The organism is Komagataeibacter xylinus (genome assembly GCF_004302915.1).
Classification (GTDB): Bacteria; Pseudomonadota; Alphaproteobacteria; order Acetobacterales; family Acetobacteraceae; genus Komagataeibacter; species Komagataeibacter xylinus_C.
The window spans coordinates 1-1,433 of the sequence record NZ_QQBI01000092.1; the positions used below are offsets into that span (position 1 = coordinate 1).

The 1,433-nt window shown below is 58.1% G+C and carries 1 protein-coding gene; it reads right to left on the reverse strand.

The features are described 5' to 3' along the window. Positions 1 to 169: 169 nt before the first annotated feature. Positions 170 to 1,384: an IS701 family transposase gene (locus DV027_RS17250; RefSeq protein ID WP_130732989.1), complete on the reverse strand. Its 1,215-nt coding sequence runs from the start codon at positions 1,382 to 1,384 to the stop codon at positions 170 to 172. Positions 1,385 to 1,433: the final 49 nt, after the last annotated feature.

Sequence of the window (1,433 nt, forward strand, 5' to 3'; positions counted from 1 at the left end):
TCAAGGCCTAACAGGCCCTAGCACTACAGTTGTGTTTTGATGTGAGAGGCATAGGCTTTTGCCTGATGTATTCGTCTGAAGCGTGACCAGTGCAAGATATGGTTGAGGGAGATCTGACGCTGGGTCAGCCTGACGATAAGACGCCGGATTTCCTGAATGGACCACCGGATCAGACTTGGTACGGGTTCGCTGGTCTTTTTTTGGGAGACCTGTCGTTTGCCTGTGCCCTGACCCCGGCCATCAGGGCATAGGCCAGCATGACAAGGGATACGTGACGATGCCAGCCGTGCCAGGAGCGGGTTTCATTGTGATCGAGGCCGAATTCGTTTTTGGCCGTTCTGAACCCCTCTTCAATCCGCCATCGCGTGCCTTCGACCTGAACCAGCTTTTCAGGCGTCGTTCCTGAGGGGCACCAGACAGTGAAGTATGCAAGATCCCCGTCGGCTGGGTTCCGGCGCACAAGGAGCCCCCGGATCCAGGTTCTGTTGTCGGCCGGGGTATAGTCTGCCCCCTCGAGTTCGGCGAGCGGACACCACAGCCAGTCATACTGACGATCGCCTTTCGTCCCGTGTCCGGCTGACAGGGAGACCCAGTCTTCTTCTGGAGCGTCCCGGGCGATATCACGGGCTTCTCCCGCAACCGGTCTCTCTCCCAGGCCCCAGGAGTTGAACCAGTGACTGCCTGCCACCCCCAGAACATACCCTTTTGCGGCATGACGCAGGCTCATTTCGATTTCCCCTACGCCATAGACACTGTCAGCAGCGACCCATTCGAAGGGAAGGCCGGCCTGCAGGCCGCGTTCGATCATCTGTCGGGCCAGAGAAGGTTTGGTTGCAAACGTTACGTCCGCAGGAACAGAGACCGCAGACAGCCGTACCGGATCTGATGTCCAGGCTTTGGGAAGATACAGGGCGCGATCCACGAAAGCATGACCCCGTGAAGAGACATAGGCTGCAAACACACCAACCTGACAGTTCGTGATCTTGCCAGCCGAACCCGTGTACTGGCGCCCTACTCCACAGGACGCCTTGCCTTTCTTGAGAAAACCGGTCTCATCGATCACAAGAACCGCGTCTTCATCACCCAGGGTACTCTGAACATGATCGCGGACAATGTCGCGCAGACCGTCAGCGTCCCACTGCGTCCGGCCCAGCAAAGCCTGCTGACGCCAGGGGCCTTCGTCGCCTGCGGCTTCCGCACGTTGCCAGCCCGTCTTGCGCGGCAGATTGCCCAGGAGCGTTTCCAGATAATGCTCCGCTGAGACCGCAACCCGAGACTGACCAAACAGGGGACGTATCTTTTCCTTGACCGCCCGTAATCCCTCAACCGTCAGCGACAGCGTCTCCTCAACAGACGCGCCACCTGTCATCCTGTTCCGTTCCATACCAACACACGGAATCATATCTCGCATCAAAACACAACTGTAGTGCTAG

Coding starts and splice junctions, on each gene's coding strand:
- DV027_RS17250 (WP_130732989.1), bottom strand. CDS start 1,384: ATGGAACGGAACAGGATGACAGGTGGCGCGTCTGTTGAGGAGACGCTG.